At 47.5% G+C, this 24,352-nt stretch carries 21 protein-coding genes; 13 read left to right on the top strand and 8 right to left on the bottom strand.

What is annotated here, in order from left to right; all coding sequences use genetic code 11:
• Window positions 1-19 precede the first annotated feature (19 nt).
• Window positions 20-1,525 carry a sugar ABC transporter ATP-binding protein gene (locus MCG98_RS00545; protein ID WP_240299930.1) on the top strand — a complete coding sequence of 502 codons (1,506 nt, stop codon included), beginning with the start codon at window positions 20-22 and terminating at the stop codon, window positions 1,523-1,525.
• A 29-nt stretch (window positions 1,526-1,554) separates the two neighbouring features.
• On the top strand, window positions 1,555-2,514 hold the full coding sequence (locus tag MCG98_RS00540; protein WP_240299929.1) for an ABC transporter permease: 960 nt from the start codon (window positions 1,555-1,557) through the stop codon (window positions 2,512-2,514).
• 49 nt (window positions 2,515-2,563) lie between these two features.
• Here the strand turns inward: MCG98_RS00540 and MCG98_RS00535 are convergent, their stop codons facing one another.
• Entirely contained in the window at window positions 2,564-3,433 is an 870-nt protein-coding gene (locus MCG98_RS00535) for an AraC family transcriptional regulator (RefSeq protein ID WP_240299928.1), read from the bottom strand.
• 146 nt (window positions 3,434-3,579) lie between these two features.
• On the opposite strand from MCG98_RS00535, the gene MCG98_RS00530 reads away from it, so the two are divergent.
• From MCG98_RS00530 to MCG98_RS00515, 4 genes are all read left to right on the top strand, one after another.
• Entirely contained in the window at window positions 3,580-4,836 is a 1,257-nt protein-coding gene (locus tag MCG98_RS00530) for a uroporphyrinogen decarboxylase family protein (protein WP_240299927.1), read from the top strand.
• Between the two features lie 111 nt (window positions 4,837-4,947).
• Complete coding sequence (locus tag MCG98_RS00525; protein WP_240299926.1) at window positions 4,948-5,826, top strand: helix-turn-helix domain-containing protein; 879 nt, start codon at window positions 4,948-4,950, stop codon at window positions 5,824-5,826.
• A gap of 234 nt (window positions 5,827-6,060) precedes the next feature.
• Window positions 6,061-6,987 carry a TIM barrel protein gene (locus MCG98_RS00520; RefSeq protein WP_240299925.1) on the top strand — a complete coding sequence of 309 codons (927 nt, stop codon included), beginning with the start codon at window positions 6,061-6,063 and terminating at the stop codon, window positions 6,985-6,987.
• A 25-nt stretch (window positions 6,988-7,012) separates the two neighbouring features.
• Window positions 7,013-8,176: a Gfo/Idh/MocA family oxidoreductase gene (locus MCG98_RS00515; protein ID WP_240299924.1), complete on the top strand. Its 1,164-nt coding sequence runs from the start codon at window positions 7,013-7,015 to the stop codon at window positions 8,174-8,176.
• A 3-nt stretch (window positions 8,177-8,179) separates the two neighbouring features.
• Here the strand turns inward: MCG98_RS00515 and MCG98_RS00510 are convergent, their stop codons facing one another.
• Window positions 8,180-9,034, bottom strand: a complete 855-nt coding sequence (locus MCG98_RS00510; RefSeq protein WP_240299923.1) for an AraC family transcriptional regulator — start codon at window positions 9,032-9,034, stop codon at window positions 8,180-8,182.
• Between the two features lie 179 nt (window positions 9,035-9,213).
• On the opposite strand from MCG98_RS00510, the gene MCG98_RS00505 reads away from it, so the two are divergent.
• Window positions 9,214-10,230 (top strand): Gfo/Idh/MocA family oxidoreductase, encoded by a 1,017-nt coding sequence (locus MCG98_RS00505; protein ID WP_240299922.1) that lies wholly within the window; start codon window positions 9,214-9,216, stop codon window positions 10,228-10,230.
• Between the two features lie 111 nt (window positions 10,231-10,341).
• Here MCG98_RS00505 and MCG98_RS00500 read toward each other — a convergent pair whose 3' ends face one another.
• Window positions 10,342-11,907, bottom strand: a complete 1,566-nt coding sequence (locus MCG98_RS00500) for a helix-turn-helix domain-containing protein (RefSeq protein WP_240299921.1) — start codon at window positions 11,905-11,907, stop codon at window positions 10,342-10,344.
• A 162-nt stretch (window positions 11,908-12,069) separates the two neighbouring features.
• The gene (locus MCG98_RS00495) at window positions 12,070-13,065 is read right to left on the bottom strand and encodes a uroporphyrinogen decarboxylase family protein (protein WP_240299920.1); all 996 of its coding nucleotides are present in this window, start codon (window positions 13,063-13,065) and stop codon (window positions 12,070-12,072) included.
• 259 nt (window positions 13,066-13,324) lie between these two features.
• Between MCG98_RS00495 and MCG98_RS00490 the strand changes: the two genes are divergently transcribed.
• Window positions 13,325-14,107 carry an arylamine N-acetyltransferase gene (locus MCG98_RS00490; RefSeq protein ID WP_240299919.1) on the top strand — a complete coding sequence of 261 codons (783 nt, stop codon included), beginning with the start codon at window positions 13,325-13,327 and terminating at the stop codon, window positions 14,105-14,107.
• 88 nt (window positions 14,108-14,195) lie between these two features.
• On the opposite strand, the gene MCG98_RS00485 is transcribed toward MCG98_RS00490, so the two are convergent.
• Genes MCG98_RS00485 through MCG98_RS00475 form a run of 3 tightly spaced genes read right to left on the bottom strand, consistent with a single transcriptional unit; the run spans window position 14,196 to window position 18,075 of the window.
• Window positions 14,196-15,251 carry a uroporphyrinogen decarboxylase family protein gene (locus MCG98_RS00485; RefSeq protein ID WP_240299918.1) on the bottom strand — a complete coding sequence of 352 codons (1,056 nt, stop codon included), beginning with the start codon at window positions 15,249-15,251 and terminating at the stop codon, window positions 14,196-14,198.
• Between the two features lie 24 nt (window positions 15,252-15,275).
• On the bottom strand, window positions 15,276-16,667 hold the full coding sequence (locus MCG98_RS00480; RefSeq protein WP_240299917.1) for a DASS family sodium-coupled anion symporter: 1,392 nt from the start codon (window positions 16,665-16,667) through the stop codon (window positions 15,276-15,278).
• Window positions 16,668-16,680: 13 nt separating this feature from the next.
• Window positions 16,681-18,075, bottom strand: coding sequence for an MFS transporter (locus MCG98_RS00475; RefSeq protein WP_240299916.1), 1,395 nt, complete (start codon window positions 18,073-18,075; stop codon window positions 16,681-16,683).
• A gap of 451 nt (window positions 18,076-18,526) precedes the next feature.
• Between MCG98_RS00475 and glnA the strand changes: the two genes are divergently transcribed.
• The 5 genes from glnA to MCG98_RS00450 all read left to right on the top strand — a co-directional run bounded on the left by glnA (window position 18,527) and on the right by MCG98_RS00450 (window position 22,977).
• Window positions 18,527-19,858, top strand: coding sequence for a type I glutamate--ammonia ligase (gene glnA, locus MCG98_RS00470; protein WP_240299915.1), 1,332 nt, complete (start codon window positions 18,527-18,529; stop codon window positions 19,856-19,858).
• A 46-nt stretch (window positions 19,859-19,904) separates the two neighbouring features.
• A complete protein-coding gene (locus tag MCG98_RS00465; RefSeq protein ID WP_240299914.1) occupies window positions 19,905-20,453 on the top strand; it encodes an ANTAR domain-containing protein in 549 nt (182 codons plus the stop codon).
• A gap of 111 nt (window positions 20,454-20,564) precedes the next feature.
• Window positions 20,565-21,398 carry a diaminopimelate epimerase gene (gene dapF, locus MCG98_RS00460; protein WP_240299913.1) on the top strand — a complete coding sequence of 278 codons (834 nt, stop codon included), beginning with the start codon at window positions 20,565-20,567 and terminating at the stop codon, window positions 21,396-21,398.
• A gap of 10 nt (window positions 21,399-21,408) precedes the next feature.
• Complete coding sequence (locus MCG98_RS00455) at window positions 21,409-22,623, top strand: LL-diaminopimelate aminotransferase (protein ID WP_240299912.1); 1,215 nt, start codon at window positions 21,409-21,411, stop codon at window positions 22,621-22,623.
• 27 nt (window positions 22,624-22,650) lie between these two features.
• A complete protein-coding gene (locus tag MCG98_RS00450) occupies window positions 22,651-22,977 on the top strand; it encodes a hypothetical protein (RefSeq protein WP_240299911.1) in 327 nt (108 codons plus the stop codon).
• A 66-nt stretch (window positions 22,978-23,043) separates the two neighbouring features.
• Here the strand turns inward: MCG98_RS00450 and asnA are convergent, their stop codons facing one another.
• Entirely contained in the window at window positions 23,044-24,054 is a 1,011-nt protein-coding gene (asnA, locus tag MCG98_RS00445) for an aspartate--ammonia ligase (RefSeq protein ID WP_240299910.1), read from the bottom strand.
• Window positions 24,055-24,352: the final 298 nt, after the last annotated feature.

Raw genomic sequence — 24,352 nt, 5'->3', positions numbered from 1 at the left:
GTTTTTAGGGGGAAGGCACATGAGCGATACACCATTATTACAGATGGAACATATTCGGAAGGTTTTCCCGGGCGTAGTAGCCCTGGATGACGTTTCTCTGACCATAAAGGAGGGCACGGTGCACGCCCTGATGGGGGAGAATGGTGCCGGAAAATCAACACTGATGAAGATTTTGACCGGCGTTTATACAAGGACAGAAGGAAGCATCAGGTGGCAGGGGCAGGATCTGGACACCAGTTCCATTACGAATGTCCTGCACTCCGGTATTACAATGATTTTTCAGGAATTAAATCCGATTAAGACCATGAAGGTCTGCGAAAATATTTTCGTCGGACGTGAGCCATACCGGATCAAGGGTCTGATGGTTGACCACAGGAAGATCGCGGAGGATACACGGGCACTTTTTGAAGAGCTGGAGATGACGGACATCGATCCCAACGCGATGGTCGGGACTCTGTCTACGGCAAAAATGCAGATGATCGAGATCGCCAAAGCGATCTCCTATCACTCCAAACTGATCATCATGGATGAGCCGACTTCATCCATTACGGAAAAGGAGTGTCAGCATTTATTCCGCCTGGTCAATAACCTGAAGAAAAAAGGCATTGCCTTTATCTTTATCACACATAAGATGGATGAAGTATTTCAGATATCGGATGAGATCACAGTAATGCGCGACGGTACCTATGTGGGGACCTATGATGTGAAGGACATCAGCCAGGAAGAATTGGTAAAGCTGATGGTAGGGCGTGAGATCACCAACATGTTCCCGAAAGAGGAAGCGGAGATTGGCGAGGTCAAGCTGGAAGTGACCGGCATGAACGTCAAAGACCTGCTGCATGATATCAATTTCAGAGTTCATAAAGGAGAGATCCTGGGCTTCGCCGGTCTGATGGGAGCAGGACGGACAGAGGTCATGGAAACCTTGTTCGGGATTCGGAAGATGGATACCGGTACAGTGAAAATTGACGGGCAGAAAGTACACATTGATAATCCAAAACAAGCCCTCAAACATAAGATCGCCTTTTTGACCGAGGACCGCAGGGGAACAGGATGCTTCCTGCCGCTGTCCGTGGGGGATAATATCATGGTCTGCAACTATGACAGGGCGATCAGCGGATTCGGAAAGATCAGCATCTCAAAAGAGAAAAAACTGTGCCGGGAGCAGATAGAGAAATATGCGGTGAAGACACCGGGTGCAAGCCAGATTATCGGTAACCTGAGTGGGGGGAACCAACAGAAAGTTCTGATTGCCCGGTGGCTGATGATGGAACCGGATATCATTATTCTGGATGAGCCGACGCGCGGTATTGACGTGGGGAGCAAGTCCGAGATACACAGGATGATCAGCAGCCTGGCAAAGCAGGGGGTGGCAGTCATTCTGATTTCCTCGGAACTGCCGGAAGTCATCGGCATGAGTGACCGCATCATGGTTATGTATGAAGGAAGAATCACCGGGGAAGTGGCGCGCAGTGAGGCGACTCAGGAAAATATCATGCGGTATGCATCCGGAATCACAGAGTAAAATGGGCGTGGGGAAAGGAGAAAGATTCCATGAAAGATAAGACAATGAAAGAAAAAGCACTGTACATATACGGTAAGGCGGGGGTGCTGATGATCCTGCTTTTGATGGTCATCCTGCTGTCGTTCATGACGGATACGTTTTTAACATATCGTAACCTGATCAATATTGTGCGCCAGGTGACGTTCTATGCGATCGTTGGCTATGGAGCGATGATGACCTTGATTGGCGGAGATTTTGACCTCTCACCGGGATCTGTTATCGGGCTTACCTCGATACTGTCCACGATGGCGATCACAGGAACCGACCGGGGAGTGGGGCTGCCGCTGCTGGTTGCAATTGCAGTTGGTCTGGCAGTTGGCTTTGTCAATGGTTTTCTGATCGCGTACTGCAATATGCCGGCGTTCATCGCGACACTGGGCACACAGACACTGCTTCGGGGGCTGGCTCTGTATATCGCGAACGGGAAGCCGATCAGCGGGCTGTCCGAGAAGTTTACGAATGTCGGAGGAGGCAGCATCGGGATTGTGCCGATTCCGGTTATCATCCTGATCATCCTTGGTGTGATCACATGGTATATCATGAAATATACGAGACTGGGCAGACATATCTACGCGATTGGCGGAAATGCCCAGGCAGCTGTTGTATCCGGTGTCAATGCCAGACGAATCAAGCTGTTCACATACCTGTACGCAGGCGTAATGGCAGCTATAGCGGGGGTGATCCTGACGGCACGTGTGGCATCCGGAAATGCTGCGCTGGGAGAGACATATGAGATGAAGGCGATCACGGGATGTGTCATCGGCGGTGTCAGCCTGAACGGCGGGATCGGAAGCATCTACGGTATGATCTGCGGTATCCTGGTAGTCGGTGTGCTGACGAACGGGATGGACCTGATGAATGTCAGCGGTTACATGCAGAAGGTAGCGGAAGGCATCATCATGATCGTGGCGGTACTGCTGGACGTAGTACGTGCGAAATCGGCTGAGTAAAAGCTCAATTTTATAGAGGGGAAGTGCTCTCACGGGCACCTCCCCGATTTTACATCTTGAAACCGGCAGGATCAAAGAACTTCCGGAACATGGCGGGCGTCACTTCGACGTCCTTTTTAAATGCCCGGATAAAATTCGAAGTATTGGAAAAACCGCATTGTGCGGCGATGCTGTCCACGGTTTCCTCCGTGTTGCTCAGCAGCTCGCGCGCGTGATGCATCCGCACATTAAACAGGTATTCGTGGGGAGAAAATCCTGTCTCATCTCTGAAGAGCCTGGAGAAATGAAATTTACTCAAAGCGGCATGCCGGGCGATATCTTCAACAATCAGCGGTTCGTGAAAATGATTCAGGATATACTGCTGGGCGTCTGCGATCGGCGGGCTTGAAATTCTGACCTCATGAGAGGCAAGGGTACTTAGAAGACTGTAGATCATGCTGGAAAGCTTATGGTCATTTGGATGGCTGCCGCTCAGCTCTTTCAGAATGTAGTTACAGAGAAGAGCGGCATCAGATGCGCCGGAAAACAGGGCACCGTGCTGCTCGTAAAGCATGTCACAGAATTCCTGTGAAATGTTGCCGCTGAAATGAAAATACTGGAATTTTACCCGTTTCTCCGCCCAGTAGTGATTGCGCACATGGCAGTCCAGCAAAACAATGTCTCCGGGTCGCGCTGTGAAATTCTGACCCTGGTATTCGAAAAGAAGTTCTCCCTCCAGGATGTGGAAAAGGATAAAAAAATTAAGGTAGTGGCGGAGTACCCTGTAAGGAGGAGTGCAGATGTATTCACTTGCCCACAGAATGCAGAACATATGACTCCTTGCAAATTGTGACGGTGTCTGGAAATAGGGTCCTTTTTTGTGAACGATTCCTTTCTCGCCTGCAATCAGACCCTCATCAGGAATTTTTTTGATTTCCATATGGCTTCTCCTTTCAGCACAAAATGAATATTATGCAGCATACGCGGACAGTGAAAATCCTTAAGATATAGTATATATTAAAGGCATACGAAATACAAGAAAGTGCAGCAGAATAGTTACGCTTTGAGGAAAAGGAGAAAAGGATTATGACGTCAAAAGAGAGAGTAAGGGCATCATTTGAACACAGACAGCCTGACAAGGTGGCAGTGGATTTTGGAGGCATGAGCTGCTCCATGATCAATGCCGTTGTGCTGAAAGAACTGAGAGATTATTATGGGCTGGAAAAGCGCCTGCCGAAGATCAATGATATGTCAACCATGACAGCATTTGTTGAGCCGGACCTGCAGGAGTGCATGGGCGTAGACGTGCAGCAACTCTACAACTACGGCGATACATACGGACATATCAACACAGACTGGAAAGAATGGTCATACCGCGGCGAGGCTGTACTGATTCCCGGCAATGCGACAGTTAAAGAAGATGGAAACGGCGGTTACTATGTATATCCGGAAGGTGATGACAGTGTAGAACCGAGCGGACATCTGCCGGCAAACGGGTTTTATTTTGATAATCTGACACGTACGCCGGAATTTGACGAGGATGAAGCAGATGCAGCCGACAACACAGCTGACTATATGGAAGTATCCGACGCACAGATTGCATATCACAGGAAAGTCCTGGAAGAGGTGAAAGGGAACGAACGTGCCATTCAGGTTGGACCGTGCTACTCGGGACTCGGGGATGCCAACAACATTCCGGGACCGAACCTGAAACACCCGAAGGGAATCCGTGACATTTCCGAATGGTACATGGCCCCGCTTCTGTATCCGGAGTATGTGGAGGAAGTTTTTGAACGTGGAACAGATATTGCGATCCGGAACTTCAAAAAATACTGGGACGCATTTGGCTCTGACATTGATGTTCTTTTTATCTGTGGAACAGATTTCGGAACACAGAGAGGGCCGTTTATGGATCCGGAAGTGTTCAAAGAGTTCTATCTGCCTTACTATAAAAAGATGAATGACTGGGTTCATGAGAATACCACATGGAAGACTTTGAAACATTCCTGCGGAGGTATTTTCCCGATCCTTCCATATCTGATCGAGAGCGGCTTTGACGCAGTGAATCCGGTGCAGTGCTCGGCAGAGGGAATGGACCCAAGGAAGCTGAAAGACACTTATGGAAAAGATATCGTATTCTGGGGCGGCGGAGTCGATACACAGAAGGTACTGCCGTTTGGAACTCCTGAAGAAGTACGTGAACAGGTTCTGGAGAGACTGGATATCTTCTCCAGGGATGGCGGTTACGTATGTAATACCATCCACAATATTCAGGCTAATACACCGATTCCAAACATTATCGCCATGGTTGATGCGATCAAAGAATTTAACGGCGACAAATAAAGTGAAAATTGTCCTTAAACCTTCTTGATAAGAGGTGTCTGGAAAGTGTATACTTTTTCTGGACACCTCTTTTGGTTTTTGAAGAGAATTGTATGAGGAAGGAGATATCGCATGTTCTGGTCAGAGACAAATCGGAAAATTGCAGAGGTTTTTGAGGGCGGACAGCTGCCGACGATGGTTTATATCAGCAAACAGGGATACGAGCGAAAAAAGGTTCTGAGATCGCTTCACCGCCATGAATCAATCTGCGAACTTCTTCTGATATACAGAGGGGAAGGTTCTTACCAGGTCGAGGGCAAACATTATCCTCTGAAGGAAGGGAGCCTGATTTACTATAACCAGGGCGACCTGCATGAGGTTGTGTCGGGTTCGGAACAGGAGATCGGTTCCTACTGCATCGGGATAACGAATCTTCAGAAAAAAGGTCTGCCGCGGAATTACCTGATAGAAAAGGGCGGACCGTATGTACGGCAGACAGACAACCTGTTTCCGATACTGAGATCAATGTGTGAACAGATGTATGAGCTTGAGGGTGCTGATGAAGAAGGGCGTCTTGTGGCGCAGCTTCAGTGTGCTTCGTTCATTGTCATGACCAGCCGTCTGAAAAGCTTTCCGACAGTGGCTGCCCAGAGGACCTCGGAAGAACAGAACGTTCTTCGTATCCGTGATTATCTGAATCAACATTTCACCGAAAATATTACATTGGAAATGACTGCAAAGGATCTGGGATATTCGGCTACATATGTCTCACATATCTTTAAAAACAGTACCGGACAGACACCGATTCAGTATGTGATACGAAGGCGTGTGGGGCTGGCGCAGACACTTCTGATATCGACCGATTTTTCTGCGACACAGATTGCGACCATGGTGGGATATGATAATACGAATTACTTTAGTACGCTGTTTGCAAAAACAGTAGGCATGACCCCTATCCGGTACCGGCATCTCTACAAAGAAGAGATGAAAGGAACGAACAGACAATCATAAATAAAATAATCCAGGAAGGACTGCGTTGGCTTGTGATCTTGCCGTGCGGTCTTTTTTTGGGTTCAATGACAGGATAGTGGAGTAGCGGTTGAAAAAACCTGCCCGGCACACGGAAAATGGAGCGAATAAGGTGAAAATATTTACAAAATCATGAAGGTAAAAAAATCTTAAACAGCTATAATTGACATTAGAAAAAGAAAAGATAACAAGTGTATACAAAGGAGGTTTGAAACGATGCGGATAAATATTTGCGGGGCTCCATGCTGCTGGGGTGTGGATGATGTGAAAAATCCATACATCCCTCCGTGGCGGAGAGTGCTGAAGGAAGCGGGGGAGGCCGGCTACCGGGCAATTGAGCTGGGGCCGTACGGTTATCTGCCGGTGGATGCAGGGATAGTTACTGAAGAACTGACAAAAAATGGACTTTCCATTGTGGCGGGCACGATATTTGACGATCTGTTAAATGAGGATAATTACCAAAATGTTCTCTGGCAGACAGATGAGATATGTTCACTGATAACGAAATTGCCGGTACTTCCCAGGTATGAGGGGCAGCATTTTCCGACGCCGTATCTGACGGTAATGGACTGGGGACACGATGAACGTGATTATGCTGCGGGTCATTCGGAGAAGGCACCGCGCCTTTCACAGGAGGAGTGGTCAGTTATGGTGAGGCACATAAGAGGTATCTGTGAGAAGGCGGCAGAATATGGGGTGCGTCCTGTGATCCATCCCCATGCGGGCGGTTATATTGAGTTTGCAGACGAGATTGAAGCGGTTGTGAGGGATATTCCTTATGAGACGGCAGGCCTGTGCCTGGATACCGGGCATTTATATTACTCTGGCATGGACCCGTGCGATTGGCTGAAAAAATACTCGGATCGGCTGGATTATGTACATTTTAAAGATGTAAATGATTCTGTATACCGGGAAGTTCTGGGAGAACATATCCGTTTTTTCCAGGGGTGTGCGAAAGGGTCGATGTGTCCGATCGGGAAAGGAGTACTGGACTACCCGAAGATTCAGAAGACACTGGAAAATATAGGATACAGTGGTTACATAACCATTGAACAGGAGCGGGATCCCCGCAATGCCGGCACGAGTCTGAGGGACGTCAGGGAAAGTGTGAGCTATCTGAAAAGTGTGGGATACAATATTTGAAAAATTTAAAGGAGGCGTAAATTTCATGTACTACGGTGAAAAAAGAATAGAAAAACCGCTTCGCTGGGCGATGGTAGGCGGCGGTAAAGGAAGTCAGATCGGTTATATCCATCGCTCGGCAGCGCTGAGGGATTTCAATTTTGAACTGGTGGCAGGGGCCTTTGATATTGATCCCGGGCGGGGAAAAGACTTTGGCAGGATGCTGCATGTGGATTCTGACAGATGCTATCCGGATTATAAGACCATGTTTGATGAGGAGCCCAGGCGCCCGGATGGTATCCAGGCGGTTTCTGTTGCGACGCCGAACGGAACACATTTCGAAATAACGAAAGCGGCACTGCGTGCGGGACTGCACGTTGTATGTGAAAAACCTCTCTGCTTTACGACAGAGGAAGCACAGGAACTGGAGGCGCTGGCAGCAGAAAAGAATAAAGTCGTAGGGGTGACATACGGATATGCCGGCCATCAAATGATTGAAGAAGCACGCCGCCTGATACAAAAAGGCGTCCTGGGGGAAATACGCATTGTCAATATGCAGTTTTCACATGGTTTTCACAACGCTGCAGTGGAAAATACAACTGCATCCACGAAGTGGAGGGTAGACCCCAAAACTGCGGGCCCGTCCTATGTGCTGGGGGATCTCGGAACACATCCACTGTATCTGTCTGAGGTGATGCTTCCGGAAATGAAGGTGAAACGTCTGATGTGCAGCAGACAGTCCTTTGTGAAGTCGAGAGCTCCGCTGGAGGATAATTCCATGACGGTAATGGAGTATGACAACGGGGCAGTTGGCTATGTATGGTCCTGCTGTGTGAACTGCGGCTCCATGCACGGTCAGAAAATCCGTGTCATCGGTGAGAAAGCGTCGCTGGAATGGTGGGATGAACATCCCAACCAACTGACGCTGGAAGTACAGGGAGAACCGGTACGCGTTCTGGAACGCGGCATGGGATATCTGGATCCCTCGGCGCTTTTGGATGACCGCATCGGAGGCGGGCATCCTGAGGGACTGTTTGAGGCATGGAGTAATCTGTACAGCCGATTTGCGTGTGCCATGGATGCTGCAGACCGGAGAGAACCCGTTGAGTTCTGGTACCCCGATATACACGCAGGAGCAGAGGGGGTCCGCTGGGTGGAAAACTGCGTGCATTCTGCGGACAATGGTGCAGTCTGGGTGGACTACAAGTAGCATTTATTGAGGAGACTCAAAAAGCTTTCTGAAAGAGGCCGGCGTAACGCCGGCTTCTTTTTTGAATGCCCTGATAAAGTGTGAAGTGCTGGCGAAACCGCAGGCTGCTGCAATGTTTTCAATGGATTCCCGGGTCTCGGCGAGCATTGTCCTTGCGTGTTTCAGACGCAGGCCCAGAAGATACTGATGGGGAGACTGTGAGGTATGCCGTTTGAAAAGCCGGGAAAAGTAGTATGGACTTAGTGATACATGACTGCAGATATCTGCGAGACTCAGCTCTTCGTAAAAGAAGCTGTTCATATATTCCATCGCTTTCTGGATGGAGGGATTCACCAGCCTGTCTTCCGGGACAGAGAGCTGTCGGAACAGGTCTGTGACCAGGAAAGAGAGCTGGTGATCATTTGGTGAGGATTTCTGAAGCTCGGCGAGCAGATTATCGAAAAGAAGTCCCGCAGTTGAAAAGTTATGGAAACATGCCCCGTATTGTTCATAAAGCATGTCGCAGTAGGCCTGTGTGACGCTTCCGGAAAAATGAATAAACTGCAGACGTACGCGTTCCTCTGCCCAGTAGTGGTTAAACAGCTTACAGTCCTGGAGTACGATATCGCCAGGCTGGGCAATAAATGTTTTTCCGCGGTATTCATAGTGGAGAGAACCTTCCAGAATCCTGGTAAACATAAAAGCATTTAAGTATTCCCGTCTGACCCGATAGGGGAAGTCGCAGATGTCTTCAGCTCCCCAAAGCACACAAAACAGATGCTCTTTTGAAAATTCTGAAGGTGAATGAAAGTAAATACCATCTCTTTTCAAAATTCCTTTTTCATTTGGGATGATTCCCTCTTCATGTATTTTCTCCATAAATCCTCCTGTGTATCTGGGCAAGAAATGTATATTTTTGGGCAAATGACGATAGTGTGAAGCGCTTTTCTGTATTATATAATAACCACATCAGATGCACAAGAGGCGCCGCATCCGACAGGACATGGGGATATCCATAAGAATTGAATCAGGTAAAGGGAAAACAGGAGGATTATATTATGTCAACTATAAAAGTGGGAATTGCAGGTCTGGGACGTCTTGGAAAAGTGCATGCAAAGAATCTGTGTCACAGGATCCCCGGGGCTTCTCTGACAGCGGCGTGTTCTATCGTGAAATCAGAGCTGGACTATGCGAAACAGGAACTTGGCGTGAACGATGTGTATACGGATTTTAATGAGATGCTGGAAGAAGCTGATATAGACGCGGTGGCGATCGTGACGACAAGCGGGGAACACTGCTGGCAGATCGAAGCTGCTCTGGCAGCAGGTAAGCACGTTTTTTGTGAAAAACCGCTGGGTGTGACAATTAGAGAGTGTAAGCAGGCGGAGCGCGCAGTGGAAAGATATTCAGACAGAGTCTTTTTCCTGGGGTTTATGCGGCGGTATGACCAGTCTTATGCATATGCGAAAAGGAAAATCGAAGAGGGTGCGATCGGGAAGCCATATCTGGTGAAGGCGACAGGCATCGACCCGGAAGCACTCGTGGAAGGCGCTATCAGATTCTGCGGTACAAGCGGCGGAATATACATTGACATGGCTATCCATGATATCGATCTCATGCGCTGGTTCCTTGGGGCTGATGCAAAAGAAGTGTATGCACTTGGCTGTACGTTCAAGCATCCGGAGTTTGAGGAGAATGGAGACTGTGAGACAGGATGTGCAATGTTTGAGTTTGAAAACGGAGCGCTTGGACAGATTCACGTGGGCAGAACGGCACCGCACGGTTATCATATTGAGACGGAGATCGTGGGCACGGAAGGCTCCATCCGGATCAGCCCTGTTCCGGCGAAGAATCTTGCGGTCATCTATGATAAACATGGAGCAGTGCAGGAGTGCGTAGAGTCTTTTCCGGTCAGATTTGCAGAGTCCTACCAGCTTGAGATGGAAGAATTCATATCCTGCATCAAAGAAGAAAGAAAGCCGGGCGTAACGGTATACGACGGAACAAAATCCACGGAGATGGCGTTTGCCGCTGCGGAGTCATTTAAGACGCACAGGGCTGTGAAGATATCATAAAAACTCCCGGCAGTATCTTTTGATGCAGTCAAAGAGGACTGGTTTGCATGTTTCCTTGCATGAGCAAACCAGCCTTTTTGATTACACAGGAAATTTCTCCAAAGCCTCCGGTTACTTATTCATCTGATAAGAAATTTCCAGATACAGGCGAATGCGCGGATCGTCCAGGTCCAGACTGGTCAGCTGCTGAATGCGGTCCAGTCGGTAAAACAGAGTGCTGCGGTGGATATACAGGGTTTTGGCGGTCTGCACTACATTTCGCTCCAGCCGCAGGTATGTCTCCAGTGTTTCATTCAGCTTTGTGTTATGCTTTTCATCGTAATGGGCCAGCTGCTGGATAGACTGAGCGCAGAGATACTCATACGGTATGTCTTCACATATTTTATCAAACATGTAATCCAGAACATAATCTTTAAAATCGTAACACCAGATCATGCTGTTGCTTCTGCTGCCATACTGAAGTGCAATAGATGCCTGGCGGTATCCCTGGTGAATCTGTGAGAAGTCATAAATTTCATTGCTGACTCCCATTTTGAACAGCCCTTCCCGTATAAGCCAGGCCATATTGCTGACGATCTGCGGGGTTGTGTTTTTTCCGACTGTCTGATTGACGATAACTACAATGCTCTGGTCATAGAAAAAAGCGTGGCTTGCGGCCACCTGGGACTCGATGTAACCAAAGGTGCTGGTGGTGAAGCGGTAATCGGTGTTGGAGTGTTCTGTTCCCAGCTTGATAATGATATATTTATCGTGATATCCCCATCCCAGAAAGCGCAGCAGGTGGCTGATCTCGCGCTCGTCAGTGACAGTCTGGCTGAGAATCTGCTTGCATATTTCTTCGGCATTCCGGCCGAGACTGGTCCAAAATACGTTGCGCTCCGAAATACATGCCAGCACGATGCTGGACAGATACTCCAGTGCAAGGTAGTCTCCGGGTTTGATGATACTTTGGAGCTCGTTGACCAGGACACGGCCTTCGTACCGGTTTCCGTTCCAGAGGTTGTTGTAGAGGATGCGGTAGCCGCGCTGATTGGCGGAAAACATATCGGCGCTCTGGGTATGCAGCGTGTGGATATACTCGTGGTCGATCTTAAGGTCATTGATGACTTCCAGGGGAACCATATTCCGGCCGTTTCTGGAATCACGGCTCCACACAGTCATACCTTCGACGACATTCGGGCACGCCAGAATATAAAAATCCGTATCATGGATAAACATCGGGTTGCGGAAGATACTGAGGCTGGCCTGCAGCATATCGTTGAGGGGATTATCGCTGTTCAGAGCTTTCTGGAGCGCCAGGTCCCAGGCGGAGTAACGCAGAAAAATATCCGTGGTATAGTCAAATACATCGGAGATGTCGGCGTTCTCCGATAAGATAATATAAGATGTACTGTCGGACAGCATGGACATACCAGGCTCACCAATGATGATCAGGGAGACGTCCTGTAATGAGGCGAAGCGCTCATTAATCTGAAATGCCCACAGGATATAGACATATCCGATTGTCGGGGCCGTTCCGTTTCTGTAATGGCGCACGCTTTTTAATGTGGGGCGGTTGCCCGCGGGGGAAAATTCCAGCATATCAAACCGGTCTTCCAAAGAGTCTGCGAGTATCTGCATGTTCAGCAAAAAACCTTCTGCGGGAGGCGTTGAATCGGGATACACTTTTTTCTGCATGGATATTCAGCCTTTCTTTGTGCGGATTGTACATAAAAAGTAAAAAAACAGTTGATTCTGTTGACAGTATAACAAAAACAATATAAAAATGCAAAAGGGAAGGACCGCCACATGGCGGTCCTGGAAGGTGAAAGGCAGCAGATCAGACTGCTACACAATAACTTATTTGTAAGTTTCTTTGTTGTACTGATCGATCTCATCCTTTATAACCTCATCAGTATGCGGATAAATCGTTCCGGATAAACCATAGGTCATGCAGGGGATAAAATGTCCGCCAGGGCCATAAGTCTCGCAGGCCTTGCGAACACTTGCACGGATTTCCTCGTCTGTGGAATCGACGCGGTCGATCGTCGCATCAAGTCCGCCCATCAGAGTCATTTTCCCGTTCAGTTTTTTCTGCATTCCCAGGATGTCATTTTCAGGAAGTACACCCTGCCATACCTGAATACCGATCTCTGCCATATCTTCTATGATCGGTTCCAGGAAAGAGTCTGCATGGTGGATGACAATCACATCGTGTTCACGCATGTATCCGTAAATTCTACGGTAATGCTCTTTGAAAAATTCTCTCCAGATATCCGGATCCATAAACAGGCTGTGCTTTGCACCCCAGTCGTCATGGGAAAGGATAACATCAGGTTTCAGATTATCAACCATAAGCTTTGCATACTGGAAACGATATTCGGCAACAGTGGCAACAAGCTCTTTCATTGCCTCCGGTTCCAGCAGGAAGTTCATCAGAGTATCTTCAAATCCCATCAGGAAGTGGCACTGTTCAAAGATACCGGTTCCCATAAAGCCCATGACAAGTTTTTCGTTGCGGTCTACTTCTGCGGCAGTTGCGAGAGCGTTTTCCCATCCCTGGCTGCAGTTCCCGATAAGATCCGGTACTTTTACATATTTCTGCCATTCTGTGACGTCAGGACATACTTTCAATTCATCTGTTACGTGAGGCATCGGTCCTGGGGCATCTTCCGGAAACAGAATTGTCGTTCCCCATTTGTCTACGCTTGTTGTTCCGCGTACACGGTTTCCGCGGGTATATACACTGAGCGGATCATTGCCAATATGGACAAATGGTTCATACTGATTTACCAGGCGGTCCGGCTTGCCGTCAACTTTGATCGTTTCCAGAAAATTTTGTTTTGCTGTTAACATTTAAATTCCTCCTTTTTTCCTCCGATACATTTTGTTCTTGTGATTATTCATACAATACGTTGAACTACATAACATTGCGTTTTCTCTATTATACTATAGGGAAAAACTGTCATCAATCCTACATTGCATACCATATATTCAGGAATGACTGAACGGTTTGTAGGATAATTAAAAAAAGGGAAAAAAGACGTTTTCACAGATCTTTTGAAGTGTTAAACTGTGGGTAAGCTAAATATATAATGACAGGAGATGGAAAGATATGTACGAAGAACTGTACCGTGATATTCCCGACGTCGGGGCATACCTTGGAAGGCTTGGATTACAGGCACCCGACCGATGCGATGAGGCGTATCTGGACAAGCTGATCTATACGCACCAGTGTGAAGTTCCATTTGAGAACATTGATGTGTACGACAAAAATCTGCCGATTTCCATCGGCACGGAAGATATCTTTGACAAAATTGTGACCAGAAAAAGAGGGGGATACTGTTTTGAGCTGAACACATTGTTCTTGAAACTTTTAAAGGCATGCGGCTATGATGCCTGTGCCTGCCGCTGCAGGATCGTCCGCGGAAAGGATTATCTTCCTCCGGTTCTGCATGTGGGCTCACTGGTAACACTTGAGGACGGCATTTACTTCTGTGATGTCGGTTATGGAGGTCCTCAGCCCGGCGGGGCCATGAAAGTGGAAGACGGTTATGAGAAAATCTGCGCCGGGCAGAAATTCCGTGTGCAGAAAAGTGATGAGTACTGGTGGATGCTGTCATATGTAACCGGCGGAAAATGGGTTGATATCATGCAGTTTACGATAATGCCGCAGGACGAGGTGGAATTTGTGACGCTGAATCACTATTGTTCCACGCATCCGGATTCGGTTTTTGTAAAGCAGCGCATGATCAACCGCAGACTGCATGGAGGCAGTATTTCACTGGTCGGGGACATTTTTGCAAAAACGGTCAACGGAGTGCGAAAAGAAGAAACAGTGACGGACGACGGACGTTATCATGAACTGCTGAAGGAGGAATTTGGGATAGTACTCTGAAAGCGTGCTGACAAAGTAAGGAAAGTCCGGTTTCCGGGAGGTTATTCTCCCCGGAAACCGGACTTTCTTATATTTAAATATCTGATATTTATTTCTGCATTTCCAGGTACTTTGTACGGCTGTAACGGTACAGCTCATCTGCGAGATTAACTGCACGGTCTGCCTTGTTGTCGCGCAGACGGCAGGCAAAACGTCCGGTCATTGCAAGGTCATCTACGGTTTTGTGAATATGTGCAACAGCGTCTTCGTCGCTCATCTCTGCAGGAATTACGTACAGCGTACACTGCGCAAGATCTTTTCCGTATTCCTCCATAATAGCTTTTTTGTCGTTGGCGCTGTCCTGGCCTTCCCAGGCATCAAAGCCTGCTCTGATAATGAGCGGCATCAGCGTACCGATGCATCCGCATGAATGAAGGCAGATATACATACCCATGTCATGAGCTGCTTTCGTGATCTTCTGATATTGAGGCAGCAGGAGCTCTTCATAGAGATCCGGAGAGAAAAATGTACTTCTCTGTGTGCCCATATCGTCGTGGAACAGGATCATATCCACATGATATACGTCGTGGGCGATCCTCATCAGCTCAATGTGCCAGTCAACAAGCGCATCATAAAACTCTGTCAGAACCTCCGGCTCTTCGAGAAGATAACAGAAGGCATCCTCAAAGCTTGTGAGATCAGCGGTACGCTCGAAAAGTCCGTTTACAATCGGAAAGTATGAGAAACGGTCCTCCGCAATGCGGTCTTTGAAATTTTCTTCATAATCTTTCTGCCAGTCGATCGCGGAAAGATCCGGGAAAGGAAGCTCCTCTTTCCAGTTGGTAATGTCGGACAGACGTCTTGTTCCCGGCTTTACCATAGCGGCATTTGACAGCGGTTCATATACCCATTCGATGCCGAACCAGTCGGTGCCTCCGAAAGCTCTCGCATGAGCATCCGGCTGGATCATGGGCTGGATCGCATTGTTGTCATAAGTCTGGTTTGGAACCCAGAGAGGCATTTCCCCTCTCAGCATGCGGAGCATATTTTCTTTCGGTGTGACAGGGCGGTTCTGTTTTGGAACAATACAATCCGGAGCACCGTAGATGCCCGGCATACTGTATTCGCCGATTACTTCTAACTCTTTTTCATTAAATGTTGCCATGATACAAACTCCTTTCGTTGTGAATCAGATGAAGCCGAGAAATCCAAGTGCGATTGGCACCCAGACAGAAACACATATGGCGATGACGATCTGGATTGCAATGGATACTTTCGGCATATCACTCATTTTGTAATAACCAGTCGCATAGGTCAGCAGCGGTACTGTATCCAGGGGAAGAAGGAAACAGCAGGACGCACAGATTACCAGCGGCATAATCAACAGTGTCGGGGAGATTCCCCACGCTGTGGCGAGGGACAGAAACGGTCCTCCCAGCATGGAGATCAGTGCCGGTCCGATGGGAATCGGAATCAGCAGTACAAAAACGATCAGGCAGATCAGCGCTACGATCAGGAACAGAGGGAGGCTGATCTGGTTGGTAAACAAAATTCCGACCAGCCATTCGCTGACTCCATTGGCGGTCAGGGCATTTCCGAGGGACATCATGGTTCCGATAAGGAAAAAGGAGGACCAGCTTACACTTCTGGTATAATCCTTCCAGTTAAGAACCTCGATGCCGGGAAGAAATAAAAACGCAAAACCAATGGTTCCGACAACGGTGATGTTCAGAGCGGGGAACCAGGAAGACAGGACCCACATAGCAAACATACACAATACGACTACAGATACATATTTTTCGTGAAAATCATACTTTGGGGGAATATTCAGGCTGCTTATATAAGCCTTAACTTTGTCCGCACCAATTTCCGCCGGCCTGAATACAAACGAAATAAACTGCCATGCCGCGAACAGAGATACTAAAGCGATCGGTATTCCTATGCACATCCACTGTACAAAGGAAATCCGTGCGCCTGCATCCACCAGGAAATCCATCCCCAGCATATTCAGGGGACTTCCTGCCGGAGTCATCATTCCGCCGATCATGCTTGCTACCGGAAGACCGATCATGAATGCCTTTCCGCTGCGCCGACGTGTTTCCGTATCTTCATATACATTCAGAAAGCTTAAGACTACTGAGACAAAAACGGCAGTCGTGGCAACATTTGACATGATAGAAGACAGGACAGCTGCGCAAAGCATCAGTGCGAGCAAAATGTTTTTGGTTTTCGTGCCAAATATCTTGATCAGCAGTACCAGCAGACGTTTTGAGAGCGGTACTTTTGCTATAGCTTCGGAAATTCCGAAGGAGACCAGTACAAAAAACAGAATGTGGTTGGTGTATCCGGATAAAGCCTGGGCAATGTTTGGAACCGCACCGAAGACCACCATCAGGGGAACTCCGAGCATACAGATGATTCCAAGGGGAAGGGGCTCTGTAACCAAAGCGATGATAATGGCTATCAGAACCCCCAGTGTGTGTATTCCTTCCTTGCCAAGGCCAATGCTCTCCGGAACGAAAAACATACCAACCAGAACTGCACATGCTAATATTGCACCGGCGATCTGGGTTCGTTTCATAATGTCCTCCGTATTACTGACGAGCAGCGATTTCAGCCTGGTATTGTTCTACTTTTTCTTTTGTGATGCGGAATCCAAATGCAAGCAGCAGAGCTGCAACAATCAATGCACATGCCGGGATTACCATGAATGCAAGGCAGATGCCCTTTTGAAGTTCAACAGTAGCAGCGGCAGCGTCAATGCTTGGATCAAAGTTTGCAACTGCAAGACATGCGGAAATAATGATACCACGGAACATAACGCCGACTTTCAGCGGAACGTTCTGAAGACCACTGATCCATCCGGTTGCGTTCTTCCCGGTTTTCCATTCGGAATAAACGATGGTATCCGCATACAGCGCCGGTGTACAGGCGTAAGCAACACCGTATCCAAACTGTGCCAGAGACATCAGGATCATGACAAGTGTCACATTGGTATATGTGAAGTTGGCGATGATCAGTACAACTGCCATCAACAGGAAGATACCGATGGTTGTCTTTCGTGTGGAGAATTTCTTTGCCATATTCTTTGCCAGGTAAGAACCGATAACGCAAAGGATATTGGAGATCAGGATATAAGTCGCAAGCATTCCTGCGTTCTTCGCAACGTATGTAAAATAGTAAACTGCTACGCCGGATACCACGAAGTTAAACATCCATTTTGCAAGGTCGGAAACCAAAAGGATGATCAGCGGAGGGTTCTGAAGAAGCGCTCTTACAAGATCCATGCCGCTTGTCTTTGTTGTATCTTTTTTACTGTCTTTTACTGCTTCCATGTCGACTTCTTCATAGCCGTCGAACATTTTAAAATGTGCAAAATATAATGCAGCCATTACCCAGCCGAGTACAAATGCAGTTGCGCCGTACTGGCTCGTCTCTCCGATAATTCCTGCAAAAACTGCAGCCAGAGGAGGTCCGACATAGGAGAAGATAACTTTTGAGAAGTTTGCCCATGCAGCTCTGGTGGAAGAAAGCTGTGCTCTGTCATCGGGTGTCTTGCCTGCGATAGCGATCATGGATACGTTTGCTACGTATGGGAAGTTCCATGTGACGTGGCTGGCAATCGTAGCGATAATGATGACGACGACTGGCAAAATGCCATCACCGATTTTCAGGAACTGGAACGCATATAAGAATGGAACCAGCCATGGCAACAGGATAAGCCAGGAACGATAACGTCCCCATTTTTTAGGTTTGATACTGTTCAGAACGGCGCCATACATCCATGACAGACAGGCGTCAACTGCGCTGGAGATTGTGGTGATCAGTGTTACGGTACCGAGGCCGAACTGTGCCAGGTTGGTCAGAAAGAAATTAAAGAAATAACTTTCGACGTTGGTCATCAGTGTGAAGCCGCAGTCACCAACACCATAAAACAGTTTCAGCGCTTTGCTGAGCTCTTTTTTAGGTTGTTTGTTTTGTGTGCTCATGTGTAACCCTCCTTCATTTTTCGATTCCCGGGACTCTTCCCCGTGTGTCCTTCAGGAATAATCATATCTATCTCATTATATCTGTTTTGGGGTTGCAGGTTAATCCTACATTCCGTAAGATAGTTTTTTTGATTTTCATACAATATGTAGGAGGTGGAAAAAATGGAGAAGTTTATAAAAAGTTTATAAAAGCAGAAAAAATAAAAGAAAAACGCACAGAAAATTGTAAAAAACGGAGATGTAAATTGTAAAAATAAACAAATAGTAAAGTTTAATTATATAGAAACCATACAAAGAAAAAAATATAATGTACAGTTTGTTGCAACGAACGAACCAGGATTGACAAAAAGAAAAGTGCCTGATATGATGTTAGCAGAACAAGGGCGTTCTCTGTGGTGAAGAGCGCCCTTTTTGCATACTTTTTTTGAAATTAAAGATAGGAGAGGTGACTATGGCAAGATACACGAAAAATGATATTTTACAGATTGTGGAAGAGGAAGATGTGGAATTTATCCGTCTTCAGTTTACGGATATGTTTGGGGTGTTTAAAAATGTAGCGATCACTTCCAGTCAGCTGGAGAAGGCGCTGCACAATGAGTGCATGTTTGACGGATCGTCTATTGATGGATTTGTCCGGATCGAAGAATCTGATATGTATCTGTATCCGGATGTGGATTCTTTTGAAATTTTTCCATGGAGGCCGCAGCAGGGAAAAGTGGCCAGGCTGATCTGTGATGTGTACCGTCCGGAGGGAATACCGTTTGAGGGGGACCCGCGCCACATACTGAAGAGGGTACTGAAAGAGGCAGAAGACCTGGGGTATGAATTTAATGTTGGGCCTGAATGCGAATTTTTTCTCTTCCATACAGACGATGACGGACTGCCAACCACTGTTACCCATGAAAAGGCGGGATATTTTGATCTGGGACCGATCGACCTCGGAGAGAACGCAAGGCGCGATATGGTGCTGACACTTGAGGAAATGGGTTTTGAAATAGAGGCTTCCCACCACGAAGTTGCACCGGCACAGCATGAGATCGATTTTAAATACGGCCCCGCGCTTAATACGGCGGACAATATCATGACATTTAAGCTGGCTGTGAAAACAATCGCAAAGCGCCGGGGGCTGCATGCATCGTTTATGCCTAAGCCCAAATACGGGATTAATGGTTCCGGCATGCATATTAATATGTCTCTTTCAAAAGACGGACATAATATGTTTCGGGATGAGAAAGATGCGGTAGGGCTGAGCCGGGAGGCTTATTACTTTATCGGCGGCCTTATGAAGCATATGAAGAGTATGGCTGCGATCACCAATCCTCTTGTAAACTCTTACAAACGCCTCGTTCCCGGATATGAAGCACCAGTCTATATTGCATGGTCAGCTAAAAACAGGAGTCCTCTGATCAGGATCCCGACAGAAAGGGGTGAGGGGACACGTGTAGAACTTCGCTGTCCGGATCCTGCCGCGAATCCTTATCTTGCACTTGCGGTATGCCTTGCAGCCGGTCTTGACGGCATGAAGAACCAGATTATGCCTCCGGACGGCGTCAAACGCAATATTTTTGAGATGAGCCGCGCCGAGAAAAAGGCAGCCGGTATCACGGCACTTCCAACCAATCTGCTGGAAGCGGTCAAAGAGATGGAAAAGAGCGAATTCATGAAAGAAGTGCTTGGGGATGCATTCCTGGAACGGTATATCGTAGCAAAAAGAGCAGAGTGGGAGGCATATACGGCTCAGGTGACAGAATGGGAGCTCGACCAGTATCTGTATAAAATCTGATACGCCTGTATGAACATGTGAGCGTGTTATTATAGGAGGCGTATATATGAGCAATATTATTGTGGTTTTTCCTAAAATAGAAGATGCGAAAAACATTAAGAATCTGCTGATACGCCATGGCTTTGAAGTGCTGGCCGTCTGTACTTCCGGTGCCCAGGCACTGAATCATGCTGATCATATGACAGAGGGGATTGTGATCTGCGGGTACCGGTTTGCAGATATGCTGTATTCAGAATTAAGAGAGGAGCTTCCTGACAATTTTGAAATGCTGCTCCTTGCCTCCGAACGGGTACTGGGAAACTGTGGAAGCACCGGTGTGGTGTCCGTCTGTATGCCTCTCAAAGTACAGGAGCTGCTGGATACTCTGAATTTTATGTTCTGTCAGAGCTCCCGGCGTAAAAGGAAGCGCAGGTCCGGGCCGCGGGAGCGTTCCGCAAAGGAGAAATTTACGATAGAAAAGGCTAAAAAACTCCTTATAGAAAGGAATCGGCTGACGGAGGAAGAGGCTCACCGTTATATTCAGAAGTGCAGTATGGACAGTGGTAATAATATGGCAGAGACAGCGGAGATGATTTTGAGCATTATGGATATGTGAGATTTCCCGGCCTGAATATTTATTTTTGATGAATTGTAAGTTGTACTGTTATAGGTTATAATCAATAGTTAAGAATAAATGCAGGTGAGCAGTACGGCATGGGAGGTAAAAATGAAATTTACGAAAATGCACGGCATTGGGAATGATTATGTGTATGTAAACTGCCTGACGGAGACGGTGGATGATCCGTGCGAGACGGCAAGATTTATCAGCGACCGCCATTTCGGTGTGGGCTCTGATGGCCTGATTCTGATCAAACCTTCTGATAAGGCGGATTTCATGATGGATATGTATAATTCTGACGGGTCTCAGGGCGCGATGTGTGGGAACGGCATTCGGTGTGTGGCGAAGTATGTCTATGATTACGGACTAACGGATAAAACACAGATTGCTATCGAGACAAAAAGTGGGATCAAATACCTGGACCTGACACTTTCTGAAGGACTTGTCTCTACGGTGCGAGTCAATATGGGGGCACCTGAGCTGAAGGCGAGGAGGATTCCGATCATATCAGATCATGATAATGTGGTGGATGAGCCGATTGAAGTCGATGGGCAGATGTACCGCATGACCGGGGTTTCCATGGGGAATCCTCATGCGGTTGTGTATACAGAAGATGTTGCGGGGCTTGAAATAGAAAAGATCGGGCCGGGTTTTGAGAACCATGCACGTTTTCCGGACCGCATCAATACAGAATTTGTGCGGGTTCTTGACCGCGATACGGTGGAAATGCGGGTTTGGGAGCGCGGGTCAGGGGAGACGCTTGCTTGCGGCACAGGGGCCTGTGCCGTAGCTGTTGCCAGTGCGCTGAATGGCTATACGGGCGACGAAGTTACAGTGAAACTGCTTGGCGGAGATCTGACGATCCGCTGGGACAGGGAGGCGAATCAGGTTTATATGACCGGACCTGCAACGGTAGTATTTGACGGAGAAATTGAGATCTGAGGAGGTCACGATGTTTAAAATTAACGAGAATTATTTGAAATTACCGGGAAGTTATCTGTTTTCTACGATTGCAAAAAAGGTAAATGCATTTCAGACGGAAAACCCTGAAAAGAGTATTATACGTCTGGGGATTGGTGATGTTACGCAGCCATTGGCGCCTGCCATCATATCTTCCCTGCATGCAGCTGTCGATGAAATGGCAGATGCAGAGACGTTTCATGGATATGCACCTGACCTGGGTTATGAGTTTTTGAGAAATGCAATTGCAGAAAATGATTATACTGCCCGTGGATGTAAAATTGAGGCAGATGAAATTTTTGTATCAGACGGCGCCAAGTGTGATTCGGGAAATATACAGGAAATTTTCAGCACGGACAATAAAATTGCTGTCTGTGATCCTGTGTACCCCGTATATGTGGACACGAATGTGATGGCTGGCAGAACCGGTACGTATGATCCCTCTGCTGAGACGTGGAGTGATGTGATCTATATGCCATGCACAGGCGCCAATGACTTTGCACCTGAATTACCGAAAGAAACACCGGATATCATCTACCTGTGTTTTCCAAATAATCCAACGGGTTCTGCAATTACGAAAGCACAGCTTCAGGAATGGGTTGACTATGCCAATAAAGTGGGAGCTGTCATCATCTATGATGCGGCCTATGAAGCGTATATATCAGAAGCTGATGTGCCGCACAGCATCTATGAATGTGAAGGGGCGAAGACGTGCGCGATCGAGCTGCGCAGCTTCTCTAAAAATGCCGGATTTACCGGGGTGCGTCTGGGATTTACGGTTGTTCCCAAAGAGTTAAAGTGTGGAGATATCTCGCTGCATGCGCTGTGGGCCAGACGCCACGGCACGAAATATAACGGAGCTCCCTACATCATTCAGAGAGCGGGAGAGGCGGTGTATTCACCAGAGGGAAAAGAGCAGCTGAAAAAACAGGTTGCATACTATATGAATAATGCAAAAGTGATCTATGAAGGACTGAAGAGTGCCGGTTACAGCGTATCAGGAGGGGTCAATGCTCCGTACATCTGGCTGAAAACGCCGGATTCCATGACGTCCTGGGAGTTTTTTGATCATCTGCTTGAAAGAGCCGGAGTGGTCGGTACACCGGGATCGGGATTCGGTCCCAGCGGAGAGGGATATTTCCGCCTGACGGCATTCGGAAGTTATGAGAATACCGTGGCGGCTATCAAACGCATAAAAACATTATAACTGTATTCAGGGAAAGAAGGGGATGTTATGACGAAAGTAATGATCAATCCTGGTATCTGTGGTTTTATTACAAGCGCTGAAGCCGTGTCGGATGATGATGACACAGAGGTAAAGGTGAAGGTGAAATCAGGCTGTCCCAGTGTGAAAAAGATGTTTGAAGAGCTGGGGGATACGTTTGACGCATTTGAGGTGTGCCTCCGGAAACCGGGGGAAGGACCGTTTTTTGACTATGCAAAAGAACATTTTCCGGTACATGTCTCATGCCCAATCCTGCCGGGAATCATAAAATGCATGGAAGTGGAATGCAATCTTGCATTGAAGAAAGACTGTGAGATCAAATTTGTGGATGAATAGATAACGTGTTTATGCCATAAAAAGAACGCTGCCAGATGGCTGATGCCGGGGCAGCGTTCTGTGTTTTCAGAGAAGCGTAATCCCGTTTTTGGCTGCCTCTTCAATGATCTCGGGCGGCCAGAGGGAACACTGCACTTCACCGATATGCGCTTTTCGAAGGAAGAACATACAGATACGGGACTGTCCGATTCCGCCGCCGGCGGTATATGGGAGCATTCTGCGCATGATTGCCTTCTGGAACGGAAGCTGGGCACGTTCCGGACATCCGGCAATCTCCAGCTGACGTATCAGGGCTTTCTCATCTACACGGATTCCCATAGAAGACAGTTCAAGAGCAATATCCAGCACCGGGTAATATACGATGATATCACCGTTCAGGGACCAGTCATCATAATCCGGGGCACGGCCGTCGTGTTTCTCGCCCGATGCAAGGTAATCTCCGATCTGCATGATGAAGACAGCGCCTTTGTCTTTGGCGATGCGGTATTCTCTTTCTTTTGCGGTCAGGTCCGGGTAGAGATCCTCCAGTTCCTGTGATGTGATGAAGAAAATTTCCTTCGGAAGAATCTCCTCTATATAGTCATATTCGATCGCCATATATTTCTCCGTCTTTTTTAATGCCTTATAAACCTTGCGGACGATTTCCTTCAGTGTGTTGATGTTGCGCTCATGGCGGTCGATGATGATCTCCCAGTCCCACTGGTCGACGAATATGGAATGAATATTATCAGTATCCTCGTCGCGGCGGATAGCATTCATATCAGTGTAAAGGCCTTCGCCGTATATAAAACCGTATTTCTGAAGGGCATATCGTTTCCATTTGGCGAGAGAATGAACGATTTCAGCTTCTTCGTCATCCTGCTCTCTGATGCCAAATGTTACGGGACGTTCCACTCCGTTTAAGTTGTCATTTAGTCCCGACTGAGGCTGTACGAAAAGCGGAGCCGTAACACGCAGCAGGTTGAGCTGCTCTGACAGAGCTTTCTGAAAAAAGTCTTTTACCGTTTTGATTCCAATCTGTGTATCGTGAAGATTAAGCGCGGAATGGTAGTTTTCCGGTATGATTAATTGATCCATGATAGTTCCTCCATGTTTACTGGGGTGCGGTGCACCCGGTGTCAATGTTTCTATTATACAGAGAAACGTATTGCTTGACAAGTAAATACGGAAGATGTGGAATGATAAATTTTAACGAATGCCTTGTCAGGAAAAAATAATTATGATAAAATTATTGCAACAGTTCAGAGGGCGGGAATATTGACACAAAAATCAGCGTCAAGCTCGCTTGTAAGCGGGTTTTTGTGTCAATATTCACATCGGAGGAACCTCCGATGCTTCTTGTATGGCCGCATGCCATACAAGAAGATGCCCCCTC

It is taken from the genome of Ruminococcus sp. OA3, assembly GCF_022440845.1.
Classification (GTDB): Bacteria; Bacillota; Clostridia; order Lachnospirales; family Lachnospiraceae; genus Ruminococcus_G.
This window is presented reverse-complemented; position numbering and strand designations above follow the sequence as displayed.

Excerpts from the sequence above, each read along its gene's own strand:
- MCG98_RS00515 (WP_240299924.1), top strand. The coding sequence starts at position 7,013 with ATGTACTACGGTGAAAAAAGAATAGAAAAACCGCTTCGCTGGGCGATG.
- MCG98_RS00500 (WP_240299921.1), bottom strand. The coding sequence starts at position 11,907 with ATGCAGAAAAAAGTGTATCCCGATTCAACGCCTCCCGCAGAAGGTTTT.
- MCG98_RS00505 (WP_240299922.1), top strand. The coding sequence starts at position 9,214 with ATGTCAACTATAAAAGTGGGAATTGCAGGTCTGGGACGTCTTGGAAAA.
- MCG98_RS00475 (WP_240299916.1), bottom strand. The coding sequence starts at position 18,075 with ATGAGCACACAAAACAAACAACCTAAAAAAGAGCTCAGCAAAGCGCTG.
- MCG98_RS00485 (WP_240299918.1), bottom strand. The coding sequence starts at position 15,251 with ATGGCAACATTTAATGAAAAAGAGTTAGAAGTAATCGGCGAATACAGT.
- MCG98_RS00495 (WP_240299920.1), bottom strand. The coding sequence starts at position 13,065 with ATGTTAACAGCAAAACAAAATTTTCTGGAAACGATCAAAGTTGACGGC.
- MCG98_RS00465 (WP_240299914.1), top strand. The coding sequence starts at position 19,905 with ATGAGCAATATTATTGTGGTTTTTCCTAAAATAGAAGATGCGAAAAAC.
- MCG98_RS00510 (WP_240299923.1), bottom strand. The coding sequence starts at position 9,034 with ATGGAGAAAATACATGAAGAGGGAATCATCCCAAATGAAAAAGGAATT.
- MCG98_RS00490 (WP_240299919.1), top strand. The coding sequence starts at position 13,325 with ATGTACGAAGAACTGTACCGTGATATTCCCGACGTCGGGGCATACCTT.
- MCG98_RS00525 (WP_240299926.1), top strand. The coding sequence starts at position 4,948 with ATGTTCTGGTCAGAGACAAATCGGAAAATTGCAGAGGTTTTTGAGGGC.
- MCG98_RS00530 (WP_240299927.1), top strand. The coding sequence starts at position 3,580 with ATGACGTCAAAAGAGAGAGTAAGGGCATCATTTGAACACAGACAGCCT.
- MCG98_RS00540 (WP_240299929.1), top strand. The coding sequence starts at position 1,555 with ATGAAAGATAAGACAATGAAAGAAAAAGCACTGTACATATACGGTAAG.
- dapF (WP_240299913.1), top strand. The coding sequence starts at position 20,565 with ATGAAATTTACGAAAATGCACGGCATTGGGAATGATTATGTGTATGTA.
- MCG98_RS00480 (WP_240299917.1), bottom strand. The coding sequence starts at position 16,667 with ATGAAACGAACCCAGATCGCCGGTGCAATATTAGCATGTGCAGTTCTG.
- MCG98_RS00545 (WP_240299930.1), top strand. The coding sequence starts at position 20 with ATGAGCGATACACCATTATTACAGATGGAACATATTCGGAAGGTTTTC.
- asnA (WP_240299910.1), bottom strand. The coding sequence starts at position 24,054 with ATGGATCAATTAATCATACCGGAAAACTACCATTCCGCGCTTAATCTT.
- glnA (WP_240299915.1), top strand. The coding sequence starts at position 18,527 with ATGGCAAGATACACGAAAAATGATATTTTACAGATTGTGGAAGAGGAA.
- MCG98_RS00455 (WP_240299912.1), top strand. The coding sequence starts at position 21,409 with ATGTTTAAAATTAACGAGAATTATTTGAAATTACCGGGAAGTTATCTG.
- MCG98_RS00535 (WP_240299928.1), bottom strand. The coding sequence starts at position 3,433 with ATGGAAATCAAAAAAATTCCTGATGAGGGTCTGATTGCAGGCGAGAAA.
- MCG98_RS00520 (WP_240299925.1), top strand. The coding sequence starts at position 6,061 with ATGCGGATAAATATTTGCGGGGCTCCATGCTGCTGGGGTGTGGATGAT.
- MCG98_RS00450 (WP_240299911.1), top strand. The coding sequence starts at position 22,651 with ATGACGAAAGTAATGATCAATCCTGGTATCTGTGGTTTTATTACAAGC.